The 15,554-nt window shown below is 54.9% G+C and carries 10 protein-coding genes; 1 reads left to right on the plus strand and 9 read right to left on the minus strand.

Going from position 1 to position 15,554, the window contains the following annotated elements; translation table 11 throughout:
* Nucleotides 1–177 precede the first annotated feature (177 nt).
* The 7 genes from I4V53_RS09915 to I4V53_RS09945 form a co-directional block, all read right to left on the minus strand.
* Nucleotides 178–957, minus strand: coding sequence for a formate/nitrite transporter family protein (locus I4V53_RS09915; RefSeq protein ID WP_195985535.1), 780 nt, complete (start codon nucleotides 955–957; stop codon nucleotides 178–180).
* Nucleotides 958–1,259: 302 nt separating this feature from the next.
* Nucleotides 1,260–1,631: an iron chaperone gene (locus I4V53_RS09920; protein ID WP_195985536.1), complete on the minus strand. Its 372-nt coding sequence runs from the start codon at nucleotides 1,629–1,631 to the stop codon at nucleotides 1,260–1,262.
* Between the two features lie 103 nt (nucleotides 1,632–1,734).
* Nucleotides 1,735–2,013 carry a hypothetical protein gene (locus I4V53_RS09925; RefSeq protein ID WP_195985537.1) on the minus strand — a complete coding sequence of 93 codons (279 nt, stop codon included), beginning with the start codon at nucleotides 2,011–2,013 and terminating at the stop codon, nucleotides 1,735–1,737.
* 223 nt (nucleotides 2,014–2,236) lie between these two features.
* On the minus strand, nucleotides 2,237–3,607 hold the full coding sequence (locus I4V53_RS09930; protein WP_195985538.1) for an NCS2 family permease: 1,371 nt from the start codon (nucleotides 3,605–3,607) through the stop codon (nucleotides 2,237–2,239).
* A gap of 967 nt (nucleotides 3,608–4,574) precedes the next feature.
* On the minus strand, nucleotides 4,575–5,837 hold the full coding sequence (locus I4V53_RS09935) for a cation:proton antiporter (RefSeq protein ID WP_195985539.1): 1,263 nt from the start codon (nucleotides 5,835–5,837) through the stop codon (nucleotides 4,575–4,577).
* 90 nt (nucleotides 5,838–5,927) lie between these two features.
* A complete protein-coding gene (locus tag I4V53_RS09940) occupies nucleotides 5,928–6,482 on the minus strand; it encodes a cysteine hydrolase family protein (protein WP_195985540.1) in 555 nt (184 codons plus the stop codon).
* Nucleotides 6,483–6,786: 304 nt separating this feature from the next.
* Complete coding sequence (locus tag I4V53_RS09945) at nucleotides 6,787–12,246, minus strand: NPCBM/NEW2 domain-containing protein (RefSeq protein WP_195985541.1); 5,460 nt, start codon at nucleotides 12,244–12,246, stop codon at nucleotides 6,787–6,789.
* 369 nt (nucleotides 12,247–12,615) lie between these two features.
* Between I4V53_RS09945 and I4V53_RS09950 the strand changes: the two genes are divergently transcribed.
* Complete coding sequence (locus I4V53_RS09950) at nucleotides 12,616–13,176, plus strand: GNAT family N-acetyltransferase (protein ID WP_286167103.1); 561 nt, start codon at nucleotides 12,616–12,618, stop codon at nucleotides 13,174–13,176.
* A gap of 306 nt (nucleotides 13,177–13,482) precedes the next feature.
* Here the strand turns inward: I4V53_RS09950 and I4V53_RS09955 are convergent, their stop codons facing one another.
* Both I4V53_RS09955 and I4V53_RS09960 read right to left on the minus strand, forming a co-directional pair.
* Complete coding sequence (locus I4V53_RS09955; protein WP_286167104.1) at nucleotides 13,483–14,463, minus strand: DUF4397 domain-containing protein; 981 nt, start codon at nucleotides 14,461–14,463, stop codon at nucleotides 13,483–13,485.
* Between the two features lie 250 nt (nucleotides 14,464–14,713).
* Nucleotides 14,714–15,511, minus strand: coding sequence for a class I SAM-dependent methyltransferase (locus I4V53_RS09960; protein ID WP_195985542.1), 798 nt, complete (start codon nucleotides 15,509–15,511; stop codon nucleotides 14,714–14,716).
* Nucleotides 15,512–15,554: the final 43 nt, after the last annotated feature.

Genomic DNA, 15,554 nt, shown 5'->3' on the forward strand with positions numbered 1-15,554 from the left:
AGTTGACCGACCGCGACTTTATTCTACCAGAAGGTTTTTTCACTATTTAATCTTTTTTACTCTCCCCGGCTTAGCCGGGGGTTGTCCTTTTGCTAAAGCTGATTAACGGAACAGCGGGCTGGAACGTTTAGTTCCAGCCCGCTGGTTTTTATGGACAGGATGCTCCAAATGCACGGCTTACGCCCTGTTTTCCGGGTACTGCTTTCCAATCCGCAAATAGGGAAGCGCAACGCATGCAATTCCCCCGATCAAATTCCCGAGGGTAACAAACAGCAGATTATACGCCTCCCCGCCCAGGGAGACGGCCGCATCCCCGGCGGGGGCCAGCAGGCTGATGGTCAGTAGCGTCATGTTGGCAATGCTGTGCTCAAAGCCAGTGGTGATAAACGCCAGCAGGCACCAGAAAACCATGATCAGCTTGCCGGATTCCGACTTGCACCGGAATCCGCACCAGACCGCAAGGCAGACCAGCATATTGCATAAGATCCCCCGGCAGACCAGCTGCAGCGGGGAAAGGGACATCTTTACCGCCGCCGCGCTGGAAATAAACTTTCCCACCGCGCCCGTCGCAAGGCCGCACCCCACAAAGACGAATGCAAGCAGAACCGACCCGACCAGATTCCCGATATAACTTGCCGCCCAGACCTTGCAGCAGGCCCCGACGGAAACCGTCTTCTTCGCGGCGCCCATGGCCATAACCAGATTGTTCCCGGTAAAAAGCTCCCCGCCTGCAATGACCACCAAACTTAGGGCCACGCCAAAGGTGCAGCCCATGAGAAGCTTATTGGCCGGATTCCCGTTGAGCTGCCCACCCACTGTAAACGCCAGCAGAACGCCAAACCCGATGAAAACGCCCGCCAAAACAGAAGCGAGGAAGTAGCCTGCCGGATTCGTTTTCAACAGATGATATTTTCCCTTTGCGGCGTTCGCCGCCGCTGCAATCTCTTCGTGAAACATAAATTTCCCCTCCCCGGAGGCCGGAATGCGCATTCCCTGCCCACCGATCTATGAATCCCCCATTCCCAGAGAGCCTGCTTTACTGTATTTCATCATCTTTCCATTCAGGTTCTGACAACGCGGACAAAATCAAGAATGACCCCGTGCAAATCTAAGTAAGCTTCAGCTGTACACAAAAAAAGCAACAGCACTGTAAAGCGCCATTGCTCTTTATTATTAAAACATAAGCTGTCGAATTTTGTCAAGCCCGTTTGTCACTTTTCCATACGGACTCGAATGTCCTTTGGCGATTACCCGACGCGTTATTTTCTCCAAAACGTCCGACATTCTTTTTTGTCCTCTATATTGTACCGGATGATACGCTCCAGCAGCGCATGATCGACCGGATCGATCCACTTGATCCGGAAAATGTGCGCGCCCTGGCTGTATCCGGACGCCGCAATCTCACTGGAAAACGCCGCCATCGTCTTTGCCTCCGGCGCAATGGCAAAGTGCTGCTTTGACACGCTGAATCCCAGGATAAATGTACCATGGTCTGTAAACATCGGCTGATTCCAGGCAATCCGGGTTTCCAAATTGGGAAAGCTGTGCTTTACCCACGAAAGCACCTCTTTCAGTTTCATTCGATGTTCTTCCTTCTCTATCCCTGCCAAATAGTCCGCAAACACTTCCATGACAGCCCCTCCGATTGATACAACTAGCTTTTCCTTAGTATAAACCGCAGGGACAAAATCATGCCAAACCCGCTGCTCCGCACAACAAACCAGCATAAAAGCATTATTCATCTTCCTCTTCCACAAGGTTCCGAATCGCAATATTGACCAGCATAAAGACACTCAGGCCAAATTTGGACCGAAGAATTTCCAACCCGGTTAAATTGCTTTCGTAAATAAAAAAAGTACGTACAACAGAATTTTCACATTCCGATCTTTTATACAAAGTCATATTCTCTGTCTCAACCAAACGCGCAATGGCTGTATTGACGAGCCCACTCACGGAAACCTCATAAACCGTTGTTAAATCGATGAGTCTTTGAAGCAAATGGTCATCGATCACATAATTCCGCCTCAATCTCTGTTCCCTCTTACGAAACCGATTATCCAAGTATCCCATACGCCGCACGTCCCATCCTCTGTTTTTCGCATTGTAACACGAAATACAGGAAGGTTGTTTGCAGCAGTACCGAATGGTACTAAACAAAAAAACAGGACGGGCGGCAGTGCTGTTTCACACTGCCGCCCGCCCTGTTTCACAGTTGGGAACGTTACATACGTTGTAATCAGAAATGAATGTACGGAAGGATATACCGGATCAGGAACAGGACCGAAATGCCGTACATGACCGGATGCACTTCCTTAAACTTGCCGCGCGCCATTTTGATGACGGTGTAACTGATGCAGCCGAAAGCGATACCCTCGGAAATGCTGTACGCAAACGGCATCATCGCAATGGTCAGAAAGCACGGAATCGCAAGCTCCATATCGTTCCAGTCGATCTCGCGCACGCCGCCCATCATCATCACGCCGACCAGAACGAGGACCGGATAGGTCGCCGCGCCGGGGATGAAGCCGAGGAACGGGGCGAGGAAAATTGCGAGGATAAAGCACGCCGCCGTGGTCACGCTGGTGAGGCCGGTTCTGCCGCCCTCAGAGATTCCCGCGCTGGATTCCACATAGGTGGTCACAGTGGAGGTGCCGAGCACCGCGCCCACGGAGGTCGCGATGGAGTCCGCCAGCAGCGCCTTGCCCGCGTTCGGCAGCTTGCCGTCCTTGGTCAGGAAGCCCGCCTTGCCGGCTGTGCCGTACAGGGTGCCGACGGTGTCGAACATGTCGACCATGGTCAGGGAAATTAAAACCGCGATCAGGGAGAAGATCGCCACGCCAATGCCCTGGTCCAATTTAAGCAGCTCGCCAAAGCCGCCCAGGAACTGTCCAAAGGTCGGCGCAAGGGAAGCGCCCACAGAGGACCCCATTGCAATGCCGACGTCCGCGTTAAAGCCAAACTGCATGATCGCGCCCACAATGGTGGTAGCAATGATGCTGATAAACAGGCCGCCCTTGACATTCCATACCACCAGTACAATCGTGATGATGATACCGATGACCGCAAGCAGCACCTTCGGATCGCTGAAATTGCCCAGCGTCACAAGGGTGGAATCGCTGTTCGCCACAATGCCGGAACCAACCAGCGCCACAATTGCGATGAACAGGCCGATTCCGCCGCTGATCGCCTTTTTGATCGGCAGCGGAATTGCGTTGACAATCGCTTCCCTGCCGCCGGTGACGGTCAGCAGGATGAAGATGATGCCGGAGATAAAGACGGCCGCCAAACCGGCCTGCCAGGAATAGCCATAGGTACCGCAGATGGTGAACGCAAAGAACGCATTCAGGCCCATGCCGGGGGCCTGCGCCAGAGGATAGTTGGACAACAGTCCAATCAGCAGGGTGCCGATCGCCGCGGAAATACAGGTTGCCAACATAACCGCGCCAGCGTCCATGCCCGTCGCGCCCAGAATAGAGGGGTTGACGAAAATGATGTACGCCATGGTGAAGAAGGTGGTCAGGCCCGCCACAATCTCTGTGCGAACCGTCGTGTTGTTCTCCTTCAATCTGAAGAAGTCTTTCCTGGCTGCCGTGGAATTGTTTGCCATTGGGTATCACACTCCTCAAGTATTTTCCCCTTTCAGCCACAGAGCGCGCCAAAGGAAGTTCCGGGATTTTATGAAAATTCTGGCCCAAAACCGTTCATCCGGTGCGCGCCTTAAAGAAAACCACACGGTGCGGAAAAACCGGTCCCGTTTTACTGGTCTCGCAGGCGCTGGTTTGCCGCAAAATTCCAAACGCTTTGCCGGGTGATATTCTTTTGTCAAAAAAGGGAATGATTAGTTATATTATATCGGTTTCAGGGAGAGAAAGCAACCATTATTTGGCTCTTATGTCCACAGGCCGCCCGGAAATTCCTTCCATATGCCCGCGCAAAAACAGCAGGAGGGGCCGATTTTCAATCGGCCCCTCCTGCTGTTGCCGTCATTGAGACGGCATCCCTTTTCACATTTTAAAAGACCCTTGGACGGCGGCACAGCCCACCACAGACTGTGCCGTCGATCAGGGGCGCGGCCAACAACCGTCCGACACGACGGCTGCTCTCCTTCCTGCTGATCCGACCTCCAGATCCGCCGGCCGCTTAAGACCTTCTTCCTTCCTTCGTTCTACCCAACACGTAGAACTGCTGAAGCTCTGCGGTTTTCGCAAACCGCGCATTTTAAAGAGTCGCGGGTATCTCTTCCAAGTGCGGCAGCCCTGCCCGCTATCGGGACAGCCGCAGACTCATTCGCTTTATTACAGTACAAGCCTGCATCATAGCTCCATCCGGCAACGGTTTGTCACAACGGAAAATCGCCTCTCAAGCGGCGCCCTTCCGCATACAATTCCCCCAGAAGTAACCAAATCATTCATTTTTTTCTATGAATATAGCATAAAGCTTTTTACAATGAATTGCAAGACAGACTTTTGATTTAGAATGAAAAGTCCATATTTTCGCAACATAAATCCATATTATGTGAACAGATTGCCAAAAGTGAAAGGCCGCGGTCCATTGAGCCGCGGCCTTTGTAAATATTAGCCTTTTTTCTTTCCTCCCGGCTTTTGCTTTTTTTGCCGTTCTTCATGCGGCGCGGACTCCGGACGAATGGAGTGCGAGAGCGCCAGCGCGCCCTTGGCGCAGGCCGGCCCCACCATCTCATAAAGGATGCCGGAGGACAGGATGATCGTGGACAGCATCGCGCCCAAATCCGCCGGAAGCAGACGCTGCCCCAGCGCCGCCAGGCCGATGGACACGCCGGCCTGCGGAATCAGCGCCAAACCCAGGTATTTCCGGATCACGTCCGGCGAGCGGGTCACCCACGCGCCGAGATACGCACCGGCATATTTGCCGACGATCCGCACCACAAAATAGCACACGCCGATCACGCCCGCCGTCAGCAGCATGGGAACTTCCAGCCGCATGCCGGACAGTACAAAGAACAGCAGCATGATCGGGGGCGTAAAATGGTTGACCTGTTTAAAGAGCTGGCGGTCCGTGATGAGATTGACATAGACCATCCCCATCAGCATACAGGCCAGCAGCGGGGACACATCCAGCAGGGTGCACACGCCGGTCAGCGCAAAAATTACGGCGTTGATGAGCACCAGCCGGTGCTCGCGGGAACGCCGGTCCGTGATGATCCACCGGAGCAAAACGCCGCAGCCCGCCCCCAGCGCGAGCACCGCCGCGTTCAGCGCCAGCGGGATCAGGAAAACGCCCCAGTTCATCTGTGTGCCGCCGGAGGCCATCTCCTCGGCCACCGCCGCGCAGATGCTGAACGCAATCAGGGCCACCGCGTCGTCCAGCGCGACCACCTGCAAAATGGTGTTGACCAGCTCGCCCTTCGCGCGGTACTGCCGGATGGTCATAATTGTGGAGGCCGGGGCCGTCGCGGAACCGATCGCCCCCAACAGCAGGGAAAACGGAACCGACAGGCGGAACACAAAAATCATGGTCAGCGTGACAGCCGCCGCGGCGAACAGCGCTTCAAACAGGGTGATGAGAATCACACGCCTGCCGCTTTTCCGCAGCTCTGAAATCCGGAAATATTTGCCCACGCCGAATGCGATATAGGCCAAAGCGATATCCGTCACAAACTCCATCCCGGATATCATGGAATCAGGAATTAAATGCAGTACATACGGTCCGATCAATACGCCCGCCAGAATGTATCCGGTCACATTCGGCAGCCGCAGCTTTTTGGTGATCCTCGTTACCAGGAACCCGGCAAACAGCATGATGGACAGGCTCAGGATCACCTCGGCAGAGGTATTTGCCATCCGATCCAAAAAAGTCATACGCGCACACCCTTTCTCTCAAACGATACGGGTGAAACTGTTCAGCGGAACGATCTTGTGAATGGACAAACGGCCTCCTGTTTGAAAGGATCAGCGGACCCCGCCGTCCGGTTGCTTTTCCAGCTCCTCCAGCCATACTTTTGTGGGAACCACTGTGGCAAAGCGGTCTTTCCAGATGCGCCGCGTATAGAACGCACACAGGTCCTCCGCGGAAAAATCCCCATTGTCAAACGTGGTGACGGCGTCCTCCGGAATGGTCAGCCTGTACCCGTATTCAAACGCCGCTTTGCAGGTTGCATCGATGCAGTATTCCGTCTGCATCCCCACCAGGACAAGCTCCGTGATTTCATGTTCCTCCAAGTATGCCCGCAGGCCGGTTTGACGGAACGCGCTGTTAAACCGCTTTTCAAAGATCCTTTCGTCCGGCGCGGGGGCCACCGCCCCCGCGATTTCCCAGCCGGGCGCGCCCCGCTCGAGCTCATCGCCCGCGCCGCCGTCGTGCCGGACATAGAGCACTTCAACGCCCTTTTTCCGGCAGGCGGCCAACAAGTCCTGCCAATTTTTCAGCGTTTCCCGTTCCCGGTACGGGTGACCGTCCAGCAGAGCCGTTTGGACGTCGACCACCAGCAGTGCCGTTTCTCCCATTTTAATCGCCCCCTTTGTCTGTTCATTATAGCACAAGATTTGTCCAAACAAAAGCAACCTGCCGCAGCCCAAATGGGCTGCGGCAGGACCTCCGGTCGGGACGCATCTTCGGAAATTCTTCCGGATCGCTATCCTATCTCTTTAGCCAACGTTATCACACAACGCCGACGTTCTGCTTCATTCAGGACCTCCGGTCGGAACGCGCTTACAGCGAAAATCATTTTAAGCAATTGTGATTACACAATGCTGTTGTGCGGCTTCATTCGGGACCTCCGGTCGGGACGCGCTTACAGCGGAGACCATTTTAAGCAATTGTGATTACACAATGCTGTTGCGGTTCCTCATTGGACATTGTGGTATACACGCCGGTGCTCTGGCCGGGTGTACCGACCGCCCAGACTCTGTAATAGCAGTCATTGTCGATCTTCGCCACAAACTGGGTCTTGAGCACATTGCCGTTGCCCACGGTGAAGCTCGGGGCCGCATTGCTTCCATTAACAACTGTCATCTTGAAGCAGTACGCGCTGCCTCTCTTCAGGGTGAAGTTCATTGTCGTGTCGGAACGGACAGACTTCTGGCCCATCACGTCCTGTGCCGCGCTGATGACCGGGCTGGTCACAGCGACTGCCGTTCCTGCGCCGGAAACATTGCCAGACGGTCTCTTGCTGCCGCTGTTGGATGGCTTGCTGCTGGGCCTGTTGTCAGGTTTCGCAGGTGTTTCCGGCTTGTTCGCCGGAACCAGACCCGCGCGGGCTTTCTCCACCATTGCATATTGTACGGCGACATCCTTCGGGATGGCTGTCTCGTCATTGCAGGTATCCCACGCAAGATTCAATGCCGCGCGGAGGATTGCATAGCTCGCCTCGGTGTAGTCCGCCGGGTCAAGCGCTTCGGATTCCTCCAGCAGGTCTTTCAGTGCTTCCCGGTCCGGCGTGACGCGCAGGCCGGTCAGGGCATCAAACAATTTATCCGCCATTTCGTCGACTTGCTTCTGGGTCGCGTTGGCATCTGCCAGAACGGCTTCCGCCTGCGGGAGAACTTTCTCAAAGGCTTCCTTCTCCGAGCCGTCCAGATATTCATCCAGATCGATTTCCTGCGCCTGCTGTACGAACAGCGCCAGCGTCTCTGTGTTTGCCTTGAACTCCAGGCGCAGAATCGCTTCGTGCAGGTTCCTTGCCGCCTTCTCGACTTCCGCCTTCAGCGTCTCGCCCTCGTCGTCAAAGACTTCCTGTGCATAGGCCAATGCTTCCGTATAGCCTTCCTGGCTCTTCGGGGTGAAGTTGTCCAGATCAAGCATGGCCGCGTAGTCAAGCCAGTATTTCAGCTCGTCCTTTGTGCCTTCCTCGAAGGAGAGGTAATGCATCGCGTCGAGCAGTTCTTTCCAGGCCTCGTTCACTTCGTCCTGGGTGGATTTATCGCTTTCAAAGACCTTCTGGGCGTTGTCGCGCGCCGCGATGAACTTTGCACGGACGGACGCGACCAGTTTGTTGAGCTGTTCGTCGGTGACTTCGTTCGCCTTTTCCAGCAGGGTTTCCAGAATATTTTTATTCACACAGGTAAATACAAAACGCAGGACGGTGTTTTCACCCGGCATGGTGAAGGTGTATGTGCAGCTGTTGGTCTCAAACGGGATGTCCTCGCCATTCAGCGTTGCGCTTGCAAACGGACCGTCCGTTGGGGTGAAGGTCAGGGTGACTTCCTCATTCTCCTGCGCTTTCGCCGCATACAGGCCGTTGCCGTCCAGAATGACGTCCCCGGTTCCCTCCGCGGAAAGCGCTGCGTTGGAACCGTACTGCACGTTCAACAGGCAGGATTTTGCATCTCGCAGCGCCACCTGTACCGTCACGTCGTTGCCCGGCATCAGGAAGCTGTATGTCTCGCCTGCCGCGATTTCCGCTATGTCGATCGCGTTTCCGGCTGTATCCGTCACGGTGATGGACTCGAGGACCTTGCCCGCCTCCACATTCGCAACGGAAACCGTCACGCGCTCGCCGGCTGTGCCCGCTTCCGCAACGGAAACGTCTGCCGCACCGCCGGTCACTTCCGCGTCAATTGCGAATTCCGTTTGAACCTCGTCATAGGAGAGGAATTTGGCGTCTGCCCAGTTGCCGTGGTCGCCGTTGATGGAGCCGTTCGGGTCCAGCATCAGCTTCAGAGTACGCACGCCGGTCAGGTCCACGCTGACAAACTCGGCGGGCATTCCATAAGTCATGGCGGCGCTGGTGAAGCGCGGTTCTTCCTCCTGATCGCAGTACACCTTAAAGATCATGGAGTTGAGGTACTCCTTGAGATGGTTTGCGCCGACCCAGCTTTCAAAACGGCCGTAGCCCTTGCCGGCGATGTCGTACGTCACCATGCAGTAGGAGTGCATACCGATGCCCTTGCGCTTGCCGTTGATCTCCGGCAGCTCCAGCGCTTCGCCGTCGGGACCGGTCACCAGCATACCCAAGCCTTCCACGCCGCTGTCCTTGACGGCATGGCCGTAGGTCCCCTGGTTGTCCATACTGGCCCAGTCCAGATCGCTCAGGTGAACCGGCGACGTTGTGCTGAAACGGACCTGATAGACAACCTCGGAACCATCCGGGCGCGTTACCGGAATCGTTGTGATGCCGGGCACCTTCGCCGCGCGGTAAACCCGATAGGAAACCGCGTCGTTCCCGCCCTGTACCGTCACTTCCGGAACGGGGCCGTCCGCCTGAATGGGATACTGGTAGACATATATGCCCGGATCGAACTCCTGTAAGGGTTTTCCATCAATGGCGATGCCGGTGATCGTGCTCGCCGGGTCGATCTCCTTCATGGTCAGAAGTTTTGCATCCGCCCAGTCGGCGTGATCGCCCTGGTCCGGACCGTTCGTATCCGCCTGCAAATGCAGGATTTTGGTATTTGCGACTGGAATGGAAATCTTCTGCGCTTCGCGCGCACCCGTCCCGGATGGCTGGCTCTCATAGATCAGCACATCGTCGGAATACACGCGGAAAATAACGTCGCCCATATTGTCCTTGAGCGCGTCGATGCCCACATAGGCCTCAAAGATTTCATAATCCGTGCCTTCCAGATTGTAATAGACGTCCGCGTTGGCGTGCATACCCAAACCCTTGGGGAAAGTAGTGCGGACGCCGTTGACGATCAGTTCCAGCTTCGGGTTCTCGTGGGAGCGGTCCTTCTGGATCGGTCCCCAGGAACTGCTGGAGTTCGGCTCGTAGTCCAGATCGCTCAGGTAGACAGTCGACGCCGGCTCCACCGGCCGTTTCACCAGCCCGGCCAGCGCGTTCTTTACCAGCTCCGCCGCCTCGTCGAGCTGTGCCTGCGTCACTTCCTCCAGACTGGCGAGCAGCTCTTTCGCGGTTGCAACCGCTTTGGCCAAAGGCGCCCAGCTCTCCGGGGTATAGTGGCCTTCCGGCAGGCACTTTGCCTGGTTGAGCTTCTCGGACAGTACGTTGACGGACCGCAGTCCGTCCTTCGCCTGAATCAGCGCCTCCACAGCTGTCTGTACCTGCGCATCCGTGGGATTGCCCTCTTCCAGCAGGGCGTTGGCGGCGGCGATCGCATCCGACAGCTTTTGCCAGGTCGCCGCGGTATAATCGGATTCCTTCAGCCCTTCGATGCTTTTCAGGGTGTTGCGCAGGCGCTCAAGGCCGCCCTTGTAAACGGGCAGTTCCGCGTCGTCCGCCGTCGCCGGGCGCAGACGGACCGCATAGCCGGTGCCATACGCCATCGGGCGGTACATTGTCTCCGTACTGTCGATGCGGTAGCTGACACATTCCAGCGGGCTGCTGTTTTTATTGGAGGAGGTTCCGGTCAGTCCCACCGCGTCGGCGTAGATTTCCGCCACGTAGGTTTGGCCCGGTGTGAGGAAGGAAAGCGGAATCTGCGCTTCCCGGTCGATCGCCGAGACGCTCCCCACAAACCACTCGTCCAGGCCGCGCGTCTTGCGCGCGAAGGTCGCATACTCGGACATGCCCGCTTCCAGAACTTTTAATGCATCCCAACTGCTGGGCAGATCCTTCCAGAACTGCTTTTCGTTCTCCGGCAGGCCGCCGATGCTGGATGGATTGCCATACCAGTACAGCGAATGCATATAGGAACGGAACAGCAGGGACGACGCCAGCGCATAGCCCTTTGTCGCTTTGCCCGGATAACAGAAGGTGTGGTCGGTCGGGCCCTGGACCGCGCGGGTAAACAGGGTGGAAATGTCCTGCGCAATCTGGTCGCCCTTGATGCCTTCGTCGCCCAGGACGCCCTCGGTGGAAAGCACGTTCGGATAGGTCCGCTCGATGCCGGAGGTGACGTATTCGTCGTGGATCGTCATGACCAGGTGGTGGCGCGCCGCCGATTCGATCATTTCCTCGTTCCGCTTTTCATACGCCTGTTCGCCCTCATTCATGAAGCCGGGCTTTACACCCGCCGCGCCCCAATCCTCAAAGCGCGCGAAAAGCTCGTCCACGGTATAGCGCCCGTATTGATCAAACATGTGGCGGTTGTTGACATACAGGATCATGCCGACGCCCTGCGAATTGGCGTATGCGCAGATTTCCCGCATGTTCAGCTTCGGCGCGAATTTGCCGCCGGTCGGCCAGCCGGGAACCGGCTCGCCGGTGATCAGTCCGTACGGCGGGAACCCCTCACCCGCATCGAAATAGCTGTCCGCGGTAATGAACTGCTTCATCGTCTCCTTGACCGCCGCCAGCTCCTCGGAATCGCCTTCCTCCGGCTCCAGCTTTGACGGGTCAAGACGCGGGTCGCAGCGGTCGTCCAGCTCCGGGCCGTACCAGCCGTAATCCAGCAGCACATATTCAAAATGTTCCGCCTTGGCGGTATCAATCCAGTTCTTCAGGTTCTCCGTCGTCTCGCTGCCCGCGCCCAGCATCAGGTTGCGCCCGGGTTTGACCCATTCGGAGAATTTGTACATGTCCTCATCCGCCGGTTCGTTCAGGTTGAGGATGATGTCCTCGTTCTCCGGCAGGCGGGCCAGCTCTTCCGCAACGACAAACACGCGCCATGGGCTGCTCTTCTGCACATTGGCCGCCACGCTGACGCTTCCTCCGTCATACATGGCGCGCAGTGTGCGGTCCGCGCTCTTTGTCATATACATCACAGCATAGTCGTCCAGGTTCGCCTCGCAGATGGAGACCACCGCGCCATGCTCGTATTCGACCGTCATCGGACGGCAATAGTGCCTGCCCGCGAAGCTTTCGACCGGGACGGTCTGCGGAACCGTCTGGTTGCGGTCCTCATGAATCTGCGCCACCGCGCCGGACGGGAACGCAAACTGCGTGTATTCGCCCGTGATGCGGTACTCCTTCTCCTGCTCCGGCAGAATATAGCGGAGCGCCGCGCCGGTATCGTAGGCGCGCAGCTCCACGGTGACCGTCTTCCCCTCTGCATTGGAGAGCGTCACCGCCGTCTGATTGTAGCGGTCCTCGATCACCGCCTTGTCGCCCACCACGGTATTCCATGTAGAATCCCCGCTGGAGGTCTCACTGGAAACAACCGACAAATTGTTCTGGAAGCTGCCTACCGTGGTTTCCAGGCCCAGGGGCGCCTCTTCCAGCAGTGCGGTCCCGTCCAGAACCACATTATAATAGGGTGTTCCCTCGTCCACCCAGAAGCTGATCTGCAAATCCGCCCCTGGCGCCTCTGTCACAAAGGCGCCGGCAGGCGCCCCGCCCGCCGGTTCCGCCGCTCCTGCCGCCGGGGTCAGCCCGAGGCCTGTCCCTGCCAGCGTCAAAGAGAGCAGCAATGATAAAAGTCGCTTTTTCATTTTGATCCTCCTGTTCAATACAACCTGCGTTTTTCTGATTTTTCTCCCCGATCCTCCTTCTCCTGTTTTTAAGCATACAGTAGCATATCAACTAATTAAAATCCACTATCATATAGAATTACAGACAAAAATGCATATAGATTTAGAAGATAAATTATAAAAACGACTGTGTTTTTCCGTTTTTTGCGTACTTTTCAGTTCCCCCAGCGGGAAAAGATTTACTTGTTACGTTTAAAAGTGAAAAATCGGACGATTTTTTTACTGTAATAAAAACAGGAATGCGGTATTATTAGAGTGATATAAAAATGATGCCCGCAAGAGATCATCGACATTTTATAGCAAAGTGATAAATTGAAATCGGTGGAGGATATGATGACAGAATTATTTGGTGTATTTCCATATTTGGAAAACGAAAAAATTATTATAAGAAAAATGGAATTAAATGACGTTGCAGCGTTGTCAGAGATAAGCAACAATGATAATATTTATAAGTATATACCGCCGTTTTTATATAAGAAAAGTAACAAAGCATTAGAGACTGCCATCAAAAATCTTGGTGGAAAAGATTTTGAAAAGAAAAAGTATATCATTGCAGGAGTTTATTTAAAAGATAGTCCTAACAGGCTTGTAGGTTTAGCAGAAATGTTTGACTACAAAAAGAGAGAAAATAAAATAACAGTAGGGTATCGTCTGAATGAGGACTACTGGAATAAGAAAATTGCAACAGACGTTTTGAAATTGATGGTTAAATATTTAGTAAATGAAGTTAATATTTCAACACTTCAAGCATTTGTTATGCCAGAAAATTTATATTCATCAAAAGTGCTATTAAGTAACGGCTTTGTAAAAGAGGAATTTACTGTACAAGAAAAAAATTGGGGCGGTCAAGAAATTGTAACTGTTGATGTATATACATACAAAAAGCATTAGATACATTTCCGTTTGCCAGGAAGTTTGTGCGCATATAACGCAATGGAAAGCAGCAGAAGCAACAGCCCTTGTCAACGATAGAGTAAACGGTTTCGCTGTCATTGACAAACCTGGCTGCCTCAAAAAATAGCTGTGTCATTCCGGTTTCTGAGTGCGTTCCAGTTCATCCGGCAGAAACAGATTTTTTGTTACGTCCAGAGGTGGAAAATCCAACAATTTTCTTGATGTAATAAAAAAGAATGGAGCCCGCCAACTGGCGGACTCCAAAGGAAAAGAAGGAGGGATCAGAAATTTTTTTTAACCGGATCAGCTGTCTTCAACCACCATTGTCTGGATCGCATCCGAGGTATTCCCGCGGCTGAGAATGAAGAGCGTATACATATTGTTCGGTTTGACGTCAACAAAGACGGATACCAGCGCTTCCGGCAGATCGAAGTCGGTCACGCCGGAGCCCACCGTCTCGATGTCCTGATAGCGCGGCATGGGACGCAGATTTGTTTCCGCCAGATAGAACATATACTCTCCCGGGCGGATGCGCTTGAAGGTTGTGACCTCCTTGTAGCGCACATCGCTGTACACCACGCGGCCGTCCTCCAGGATTACGTCGATCGGGTTGCTGTAGTACGCCAGGTTGCAGGCGCGGAAGCAGGACATGTTCCGCGGGCGGGTGCAGGGCTCGTCAGAAATCTGCATCAGGTCAAGGCCGCTGGCCGTATTGATAATCGCGATGGTCACGGTATCGCCCGCGCGGAACGGCATGGATTTCTGGATGTACACATATCCGTTCGTACCGGTCACCGTTACCGTCTGGAATCCGTCGGAAACCCTTCCATAGGGGGTCAGGCTTGCAAAGCCCAGGCCGTTTACGATAAAACGGCGGTTGATAAACACACGGAACGGTTGATAGCCGAACGCCGCGTTCAAAAAGCGCACCTTACCAAACCGGGATTCCGTATTGCAGAAGAAGCACGGCGGGTTGGGAAGCGGCAGGATCGGGATTGTTTGTCCGGGACGGCCCGGATAGACAGGGCCTCCCTCGCCCGGATTGGGCAGCGGGATCATCGGCAGATTGCTGCCGGAGCCTCCCACGGAACCTCCTTCACCCGGGTTAGGCAACGGGATCACCGGGATATTGTTTTCAGGAATAATAGGGCCGCCTTCGCCCGGATTGGGCAGAGGAATGGACGGAGCGCTGCCGCCGCCGGCGACCGGACCGCCTTCACCCGGGTTGGGCAACGGCGTTGTCGCGAACCCTCTGGTAATTCTATCATCAGATGAAGCCATCATGTTCATCTCCTTTCTCTTTTGTTTCAATATATGAAACACCGTATTTTCTTGTGATAAGAACATCCGCCGCCCGGACATAAAAAGAGGCCGGAAGAAGCTGTTTCACCATCGGAAGGATGCATAAAAAACCCGCAAAACAGACGAATCCCCCGCCTTTGGCGGGGGATTCACTCTTATCTCTGTGATGTTTTATGCAACATGTATCCTGTCAAACAGCCGCTTCCGGCCTCTCCTGATTAAATACAGGCGTTCATATTTCGGACTCTTTTACCTGCAATACCGTTATCGCCGCGTAGTGCAGCACTTCAAACTGCTCCGGCGCGATTTTTTCCAGCAGCGTCCTGTGCTCGCGCTCAAACGCGCGCACCTGTTCCTCCGGCAGGGAGGCCCCGACGCCGCGGCAGGCCTTCATCCGCCCGTTCCAGCTTTCCCGCGTAAAAGGCACCCGCAGATCAAACACAACGGAATCCTGCACGGTAAACCAGTTCTCCGCGATGGGCGGAATCGCGATCGGATGGCGGGTCTCCCCCTTGCCGGACCACTGCGGACTATACTGTAAAACCAGCGCCTCGCTGGCCCCTGCAACGGGATCTTCCTCCGGCAGCCACGCCATATACAGCACCGCCAGCTTGCCGCCCGGCTTCAGCATCTTCGCCAGTTTGGGCAGCAGGACCGCATGGTCAAAATAGAAGAAGCACTGGCAGGCGGTCACGACGTCAAAGGTATGGTCCGGAAAATCCACCGCCTCCGCCGGTGCAGCAAAAAACGCAATGTCCATATCCTGCTCCGCGGCAAGGCGCTTCGCCTGCTCAATCTGCTCCGGGGCGATGTCCGTTCCCGTAAACTTTGCGCCGTACCGGTACAGGTTGCGCGGCAGCACGCCTGTTCCGGTCCCCAGATCCAGGACGGTCTGCCCCTCTGTACACAGGCCCAAAGCAAGGATTTTCTGATAAAATTCCTCCGGATAGATGTCCCGGTAACGCGCGTAATCAGAGGAGGTTTTTCCCCAGTCAAACGCGCGGCCGGAATCAATTCGATCATTTCTCATTCTGTTTCCTCCCGTATGAAAAGGGGCTGTCTCACTATACAAA

Origin of the sequence: Clostridium sp. D33t1_170424_F3 (assembly GCF_015667585.1) — a bacterium.
In the GTDB taxonomy this organism is placed as follows: Bacteria; Bacillota; Clostridia; order Oscillospirales; family Acutalibacteraceae; genus Anaeromassilibacillus.